This is a genomic window from Acinetobacter sp. YH1901141 (assembly GCF_013416935.1).
GTDB classification, from domain to species: Bacteria; Pseudomonadota; Gammaproteobacteria; order Pseudomonadales; family Moraxellaceae; genus Acinetobacter; species Acinetobacter towneri.
In genome coordinates this window covers 1-8,073 of record NZ_VPEY01000045.1, presented here as the reverse complement: position 1 = coordinate 8,073, position 8,073 = coordinate 1, and the positions used below count along the sequence as shown (strand labels likewise).

General features: G+C 35.8%; 11 protein-coding genes and 1 pseudogene. 9 read left to right on the top strand and 3 right to left on the bottom strand.

Features of this window, described 5'->3' with window-relative positions; translation table 11 throughout:
- The 5 genes from FTV52_RS13820 to FTV52_RS13800 all read left to right on the top strand — a co-directional run.
- On the top strand, nt 1–1,157 hold a 1,157-nt coding region (locus tag FTV52_RS13820; RefSeq protein WP_179991017.1), incomplete at its 5' end, for a multicopper oxidase domain-containing protein.
- On the top strand, nt 1,144–1,482 hold the full coding sequence (locus tag FTV52_RS13815; RefSeq protein ID WP_004897649.1) for a hypothetical protein: 339 nt from the start codon (nt 1,144–1,146) through the stop codon (nt 1,480–1,482). The genes FTV52_RS13820 and FTV52_RS13815, both read left to right, overlap by 14 nt.
- The gene (locus tag FTV52_RS13810) at nt 1,469–2,413 is read left to right on the top strand and encodes a copper resistance protein B (RefSeq protein ID WP_179991016.1); all 945 of its coding nucleotides are present in this window, start codon (nt 1,469–1,471) and stop codon (nt 2,411–2,413) included. The genes FTV52_RS13815 and FTV52_RS13810 overlap by 14 nt, the downstream gene beginning before the upstream one ends.
- Before the next feature lie 179 nt (nt 2,414–2,592).
- On the top strand, nt 2,593–2,838 hold the full coding sequence (locus tag FTV52_RS13805; RefSeq protein WP_000246755.1) for a type II toxin-antitoxin system RelB/DinJ family antitoxin: 246 nt from the start codon (nt 2,593–2,595) through the stop codon (nt 2,836–2,838).
- On the top strand, nt 2,828–3,121 hold the full coding sequence (locus FTV52_RS13800) for a type II toxin-antitoxin system RelE/ParE family toxin (RefSeq protein WP_000221358.1): 294 nt from the start codon (nt 2,828–2,830) through the stop codon (nt 3,119–3,121). The genes FTV52_RS13805 and FTV52_RS13800 overlap by 11 nt, the downstream gene beginning before the upstream one ends.
- 128 nt (nt 3,122–3,249) lie before the next feature.
- Here FTV52_RS13800 and FTV52_RS13795 read toward each other — a convergent pair whose 3' ends face one another.
- Entirely contained in the window at nt 3,250–3,579 is a 330-nt protein-coding gene (locus FTV52_RS13795) for a four-helix bundle copper-binding protein (RefSeq protein WP_004641881.1), read from the bottom strand.
- Between the two features lie 487 nt (nt 3,580–4,066).
- On the opposite strand from FTV52_RS13795, the gene FTV52_RS13790 reads away from it, so the two are divergent.
- Entirely contained in the window at nt 4,067–4,354 is a 288-nt protein-coding gene (locus FTV52_RS13790) for a BrnT family toxin (RefSeq protein ID WP_151291914.1), read from the top strand.
- The gene (locus FTV52_RS13785; protein WP_004282216.1) at nt 4,341–4,655 is read left to right on the top strand and encodes a BrnA antitoxin family protein; all 315 of its coding nucleotides are present in this window, start codon (nt 4,341–4,343) and stop codon (nt 4,653–4,655) included. The genes FTV52_RS13790 and FTV52_RS13785 overlap by 14 nt, the downstream gene beginning before the upstream one ends.
- A 64-nt stretch (nt 4,656–4,719) precedes the next feature.
- Here FTV52_RS13785 and FTV52_RS13780 read toward each other — a convergent pair whose 3' ends face one another.
- On the bottom strand, nt 4,720–5,814 hold the full coding sequence (locus tag FTV52_RS13780; RefSeq protein ID WP_125268402.1) for a ComEC/Rec2 family competence protein: 1,095 nt from the start codon (nt 5,812–5,814) through the stop codon (nt 4,720–4,722).
- A 63-nt stretch (nt 5,815–5,877) separates the two neighbouring features.
- Here FTV52_RS13780 and FTV52_RS13775 point away from each other — a divergent pair, with 63 nt between their 5' ends.
- Complete coding sequence (locus FTV52_RS13775) at nt 5,878–6,627, top strand: hypothetical protein (RefSeq protein WP_005245148.1); 750 nt, start codon at nt 5,878–5,880, stop codon at nt 6,625–6,627.
- Between the two features lie 307 nt (nt 6,628–6,934).
- Here FTV52_RS13775 and FTV52_RS13770 read toward each other — a convergent pair whose 3' ends face one another.
- Complete coding sequence (locus FTV52_RS13770; RefSeq protein WP_179991015.1) at nt 6,935–7,402, bottom strand: hypothetical protein; 468 nt, start codon at nt 7,400–7,402, stop codon at nt 6,935–6,937.
- A 194-nt stretch (nt 7,403–7,596) separates the two neighbouring features.
- On the opposite strand from FTV52_RS13770, the pseudogene FTV52_RS13765 reads away from it, so the two are divergent.
- Nucleotides 7,597–7,986, top strand: a pseudogene (locus FTV52_RS13765) (type I restriction-modification system subunit M N-terminal domain-containing protein); the annotation flags it as partial.
- Between the last annotated feature and the right edge of the window lie 87 nt (nt 7,987–8,073).

Genomic DNA, 8,073 nt, shown 5'->3' with positions numbered 1-8,073 from the left:
GCAAAACACCTGAACAAAATTGGACAGGAATGTTTAAACCGAATGAAAAAATTCGCCTACGTTTTGTGAATGCATCTGCGATGTCTTTCTACGATGTCCGTATTCCTAACTTGAAAATGACTGTGGTCAGTGCTGATGGTCAGCCTGTAAAACCTGTTGCTGTGGATGAGTTTCGTATTGGCACAGCTGAAACTTATGATGTGATTGTGGAGCCCAAAGGCGGACATTATCAAATTGAAGCTGAGTCAATTGACCGTGCAGGCTATGCGATTGGTACACTGCACAATGAATTAAATCCTATGACACATGGCATTCATATGCCTGCACCACGTCCACGCTCACTTTTGACCATGGAAGATATGGGACATGGTGGCGGTGATCATGCAGGAATGGATCATTCGAAAATGAACCACGGCAATATGCAAGGCATGGATCACTCGAAAATGGATCATTCAAAAATGAACCATGGCGATATGCAAGGCATGGATCACTCGAAAATGGATCATTCAAAAATGAACCATGGCGATATGCAAGGCATGGATCACTCGAAAATGGATCATTCACAGCATGGCACAGCAAAACCACAAGAAAATGATCAAGTGGTTTATGGTTGGGCAAATGCATCTACACCTGCGGGCAATAAAGCCTTGCAATATAGTGATTTAAAATCTTTAGAACCGCAAAAAGATACTCGTGAAGCTAGCAGTGAATTAGTAGTGCGTTTGGGCGGTACTATGGAGCGTTATATTTGGACGATTAACGGTAAAAAATTCAGCGATGCTGAGCCATTAAAAGTGAAGTATGGCGAGCGTATCCGTATCAAATTTATTAATGACAGTATGATGGCGCACCCCATGCATTTACATGGCATGTTTATGCAGTTGGAGAATGGTCAAGAGTCGGTAGATATGCCGAATAAACACACATTGATTGTACCACCGGGTAAAACAGTGACTGCTTTATTAACTGCGGATGAGTTGGGCGAATGGGCAATCCATTGTCATTTGTTGTATCACATGAGTGCAGGAATGATGAACAAGTTGATCGTGGCAAATGTTAGCGATGAACAAGTGTCTACAACGCCAATTCAAGGTACAAATTCGACTCAAACTCACCAAGTAACTGAGCAAAAAGGAGCTGGACATGCACATCACTAATTTTGTATTTAAAGCGTTTTTTTCTGTTGCGGTATTGAGTTTAACAAGCTTAAGTTTGGCGCACGAAGGGCATCATTCAACTGCTCAGACTGATGGAAAAAATGTACCATCAATGAATCATCAAGCGATGTCTGAGATGGATCATTCACAGCATTCTCCACAAGAGCATGCACAACACATGCAGATGATGGGGAAAATGAATCATGCTGCACATTCAGCACCGATGAACCATCAACATGCAGGTCATCAGCCAATGCATCACAAATCAACAGAGAAACAGCAAGATCAAAAAGTACAGAAAGGAGATCAACATGCGCACCATTAATCTTTTTTCTAAAACTGTTTTAGCAAGCTCTTTGTTGATGGTCAGTGCAGTGAGTTTGGCACATAATGGTGAAGATCATAGTGCGCCTGAAAAAATGACAGTTGCTACATCTTCTAGTCAAAATCAGCCGATGCAAATGGATCGCTCTCAAATGAACCATAGCCAAATGAATCAGGCACAACATCAGGCAACATCTACGGTTAATCATTTACATCATGTACCAGATGCGAATGCTCAGCAGAGTTCGCATTATGATCATCGCTCAGAACACGGTGCGCAAATTTATGCGATTACGACAGTGGACAATAAGTGGCTTGTCAATGAAGATGGCACAGGTGATTTAAAGTCAGAGTTTGAAACCCGTATTGGCACAGATGAAAATAAGATTTTTATTAAAATTCATGCCGATAAAGAAGAATCGCATGATGCACATTATGATGCCAAACTTTTATATAGCCGTATGATTTCAGACTTTTGGGATGCACAGATTGGTGCACGTTATCGTAGTGAAAAAGTTGAACTCAATGATCATCGCAAAGACACCGAAGAAAATGTTGATGCGGTGATTGGCTTACATGGTATGGCGCCATATTTCTTTGAAACTGATGCTTATCTCTATGCGGGAGAAGACAATTATGCGGGCTTTAGCCTAGAAACGGAACGTGATTTTCTGATTACGCAAAAGTTGATTATTCAACCTTATTTAGAGTTGGATGCTATCTTTAGTGATGACTCTAAATATGCGAAAAAAACTGGTTTAAGCAGTGCAACCGCAGGGTTTGAAACTCGCTATGAAATCAGTAAAAAGATCATGCCGTATATCGACATTGCCTATGAGTATTCAAAAGGTAATGATGAAACGTCGTGGCAAATAGAATCAAACTCTGAGAAAGGTTGGTTATATGGAGCTGGTGTTAGATTTAGATTTTAATTAATTTAATGATTACTAAATAGCTTTATTTAAATAAAACTCTAGCTTAATGTGGCCGGAAGCAAAATGTTAACTTATTTTGCTTCCTTCCATTTAACATAATGGCTGTTATGCGAAGTCGACTTGTAATGCAATTTGCATTACAATATTCCTAGTACATTAAATACTTGGGAAATATGATGGCTACTGTTAACTTCAGGATCGATGAAGCCCTTAAAGAAAAATCTTATTCAATCCTTAAAGAGCAAGGTATTGCACCTACGGATTTCTTCACTAGTATTCTTGAGTATGTTGCTACGACTGGGAAACTGCCTGTCAAAAAAGCTTTGCTTTCAGAAGAAGATGAAGAATTATTAGCTCTTGTCCGTAAGCGCATTAATGATCCTAAAGAGATGTTTGAGGAAGTCACATTAGATGACTTATAAGCTTTTACGTCACAAGGACTTTACAGCAGAATGGGAAAAACTCCCTGTTGCTATACGAGATCAATTTAAAAAGAAACTAGCCAAAGTCATAGAGCAGCCACATATTCCAAAGAATATGCTTAGAGGCGATCTTGCAGGTTGCTATAAAATCAAATTATTAAAAGCTGGTGTCCGACTTGTCTATCAAGTTAAAGATGATCAGGTAGTTATCCTGCTCATTACCGTCGGAAAACGAGCTGATAGCATAGTTTATGACGAAGCGAAAAAGCGAATTAAAGACTAAAAATGGGAGCTTAAAGCTCCCATTTTTGGCTTCGTATAAGGTGTATTATGTTAATTTTAGGAAAGGCTCTAGACTAGCAGAATGATTATGTTAGTCTAGAGCCATATAATTAACATTATTGAAGTATTTTACATGGCAATTTTTCGACATTCTTCTGCACACTGACGGCAAGCCTCAGCACATTTTTTACAATGATCATGTGAATGTTTTTCACACTCTTCCGCACAATATTCACAGATCTTAGCACAAAGCTCACAAATCTCTTTGAGGAAAGGTGAGTTATGTTGTTGCATACGCACACATAACTGACAAATATCTGCACATTCTAGACAACGTTGAATACATTCACGCATCATCTCTAAATCTTTTTCTTTTAAACAAGAAGTTGCACATTCAGTACAAATAAGTGAACAGTTTGTACATGCAGAAATACACTCTGAAAATTCCGTATTAATCATTTTTTACTCTCAACTTATATAACCAAAGAAATAATTAAAACATAATTTTTTTCTACTAATTATTTTAAATTATTAGTAAATGTAATACATAATGTTAATTTATATGAATAATGTTAATTTTAACTAAATCTTATTTATATTCCAAATTATTAAAAAACAGTTTTTAATTAGGATAGATGATCAAGTATCAAAAGCAGCTATTCTTAAAATAACTACAATAATTTTATCACTTTAAAAATAGATTTTCCCTCTATTTAACATAATGGTTGTTATACGCAATACACTTGTATATTAATATAGATATCAACCACTTAACAAAACCAGAAAAATCCAAAAATGCCCAAAAAGCCGATTTTGAAACAAGTCGGCTTTTTTATGAGCAGTTTTGATAGTTCTTGCCAATAATTTTGACTAAAAATTACACCAATCGGGTTGAGTGATACAGTTTTATGATACATCATTGTATATACAAATTTGAATGTTTTTTATGGAACAGTATTTCGAATGGGATGAGGCAAAGAATCGAAAGAATCAGAAAAAGCATGATATCTCTTTCGAAACTGCAAGCCTTGTTTTTGAAGATCCTTTAAGGATCTCAATCCAGGACAGACATACCGATGGCGAAGAACGTTGGCAGACCATTGGAAAAGTGAAAGGCGTACTAATGCTCTTAGTAGCTCATACCATCTTTGATGAAGATGACTGTGAAATCATACGAATCATTAGTGCAAGACAGGTAACAAAAGCGGAGCGAGATAGATATGAGCATGGTTAGATACTCACGCAAAGAACTGAATGAAAAATTCAGCGACAAGCAAGATGCTGAAATTGAACGCTTGCTTGCTAAAGGGACGGTTCCTGATGATCAGCTAGATCTATCAGATATTCCTGAAATTACAGACTGGAGCAATGCTGTACGCCACAATCAATTCTATCGTCCAGTGAAGCAACAAACATCTATTCGTTTAGATGCTGACGTACTTGCATGGTTCAAAGCACAAGGTAAAGGCTATCAAACACGAATGAATGAAATTTTACGGGATGCCATGCTAAAAGAATTAAAAAATCATCAGTAAAAATGGGAGCTTAAGCTCCCATTTTTAACCTTGTATAAAGTGTATCATGTTAGTTTCAAAAAACTTAATTATCCGTATCATCTACTTCATAAGAAAACTCTAATGGGCTTGCTGAGGTCCAACCAGTTCGTTCAGGCATTCCATGATAGTGTCGTTTTATACTTCCTTTAGTAGCTATAACTTTAAAACCTCTACGCATAAAAGCATTTACAACTCTATCTCTCGGATGTTTTTTAGAACCAGGAGAAGCTGAAACAAGGGCCGTTTTTTGAAAAATACTAGGTTCAGAACCTGAAGCACTACCAATTAAACGATCTAATGATTCTGTGGAAACATTTCGGCGGCTACCATGATGTGGAACTTGCACAAATTTAATGTATTCCTGAATTTGCAATCCATGATTTTCAGCATATTCAGCAGCTTTAGTTAATGCCTTCACACCACTGTCACCAGTAAGTAGAATTCCTTTATTTAAGATATCCGCATATAAAATTACACTACTATCATTTTCTGCTGATGTTTCAACATTATTAGGTAAATTCTCTTCATTCCATGCTTCACGTAGTATGTTTTTAACGGTTTCAGCGAAGCTTTCCAGACTATCAACAAATTTCTCAATTACTAATTTTGCTTTAGTTGGCGTTTTTGAAAAGTCTGGTACTAATGTGTTTATGTACCATTCTTTATCAGGAGACAAAACCGTAAATGGTCCTATCTGAGCACCAGCATAAGGTTCATATATAGGAATAGATTTTTCTTCAGCCAGTTCATATACGCAATGAGCCATTCTTAGTTTCTCTTTCATACGTTCACTAAGACTATTCGCTGTCATACGTCCATCATGGAATAGATCTAAAATCTCATCACTATATTTCCAAGGCTGATGAATCCAAACTTCCCCAACGTCCATATTTTCTAAGACATAAATTAACCCAGAAACATGGTCACCATCAGGATGTGAATTGATTAAATAATCAATTTTATGTGTCCCATAATATTTTTTAATATGTGCAACCATAGCTTCACCAGATTTTCTGGTTCCACCATCATAAGCAATAATTTTTTCTATTCCGTCTTCAAAATAATGGAAGAGAATACAATCACCACTCTTTTCACCATTCCCAACAGGTAAAAATTCTATCTCATAACTTGTAATCATTATTAAGTACTCAAATCATTCTGTTAGAATAGATGAGGATACTTTTTTGAATTTCAATTAAAAATGAAAGACTTATTTGGCTATTTTGATGAATACACATTAAAAGCACGATTCTTGCCAGCCTGTATTGCTGGATTACCATTATTAGCTCTTATAGCATCTTATTTTGACTGGAATAAATTTTTAATATCCAATGTCATCGTTGGTGTTCTTATCGGATTTTTGATGGTATTTCTACTATCAAATGTTGCAAGATATATGGGCAAAAAAGTAGAAAAAAACTCATTAGTTGATTGGAAAGTTTTACCCTCAACCGAACTTATGAGACATAGTGATAATTCTTTAAATAAAGTAAAAAAAGATAAGATTCATGAGCTACTTACACAAAAGTCACCTTTCACTATGCCTTCTCCTCAAGAAGAAATTGCTGATCCAAATATGGCTGACAATGTGTACAGTGAAACTATGACTTGGTTAAGAGGAAAAACTAGAGATGAAAAAATATTACTTAATGAAAATATTACCTATGGATTCATGAGAAATAGTTTGGGATTAAAATGGATAGCGCTATTGATATGCTTAATCTCATTCATAATTTTAGTTGCTTTATTTTTCCTCAATTATGAAAGTTCTTTAAAAGATTTTCATCAACTCGGTATTTTTATAAAAAAAGTTAAAATGGCTTTATGGCTAACTTTAGTAGTTAGTCTTTTAATGCCTTTGTATTGGAGTTTAATTATTAATAAAAATAACTTACGTAGAGCAGCAATTAACTATGCAAAGACGTTAATAGACCTAACCTATAAAGTCTGATCCTAGCCAAAATAATAAACAATAGATCCTTTTTAAAAGAATCTATTTAACATAAAATCTCTTATGCGCAGTTCAGTTCATCAGCCGTAACCAAAAAAATAAATAGTGTTATATTTCAAAAAGTTATACTATAAAAATAGGTGGCACAGACCCGAAAGGCCGACTTGGAAACAAGTCGGCCTTTTTTTATGAGCGTTTTTGATAGTTTTTGCCAATAAAACTGTCTAAAAAACGCTCAATTTGGGTATTTTTGCCCAGTTATCAAGGTTCCAAGACAGAAATTATCCCCATTTCTTGTGGGTAAAATTTAGGATAGCGATTTTTGGCTAATTTCTTCTAGAATTTTATTTTTTACCCAGTTTGAAAAGTCTTTTTGACTTTGTGCAAAATATAAAATGTCAGCTTCATTAGCCAGATTAAAACTTATACTTTTGACTTTCCTTCTAACTTTTTCATACTTCGTATTTATTGCAATTTTTCGCCAATTTGTTTGATCTGCAATGTCATAAGCGGTAGGTATGACCTCACCATCATCATCTTCATGCGCACATATTTCAATATTATCTGCATTTAGAATACGGATTTCGTGCATTTCGATTTCTTTATTCGTGTATGAGGTAAACCCAAAGCATATAGAGACACCGTGTTTTGATACTATTAGGATATGTCCAAAAGCCTCATCAGTATCAGTATGAGATTGATCCATTAATATTTCACAGTGAATAACACGCCAGTCGGTTTCTTGTTTGAGTTGTGAAGCTAACATTGGAATCATATATGATCCATTTTTTGTGGGTTATCGTAATACGATAATCTTTATTTTAATTTTTTCAAGTCCTTTGATAAACTTTTTTAGGTAAGCATTCGGTGAAACCCATATTTGATTCCAAGACGGTCAAAACCTAATTTTTATAAGCAGATACTCGTTATACTTAAGCAAATTTAGGTATTACTAGAGATTCTTGCTTCATGACTCAGGTTCAACTTCAACAACTACAAAAACATCTTTGGAACATTGCAAACGATTTACGTGGAAAAATGGGGGCTGATGAGTTCCGTGACTACATTCTCGGCTTCATTTTCTACAAATACCTGTCTGAAAAAGCGATTAGCTTTGCCAATGAACTGTTGCAAGATGAAGGCTTGGCAGAAAAATACCATCAACTTGATGAAAATAACCCTGAACATGCTGAACTGATTGATGGCATTAAAGAAAACTCAGTCGAAGAAGTCGGTTATGCGCTGGCACCAAAGCAACTGTTCCATACAATTGCTGAGCGTGGTCGTCAAGGTGAATTTATCCTTGATGAGCTTTCAAAGGCACTGTTGCAAATAACCACGAATGGTAAGCTGAAGACTGTTTTAGCTAAAGGTGCAGCATATGAATCCTTTCCATGGTCGGCATTTTCAGGGCGAAATCATTCTTTGGGCTGTGCGCTGGTATTG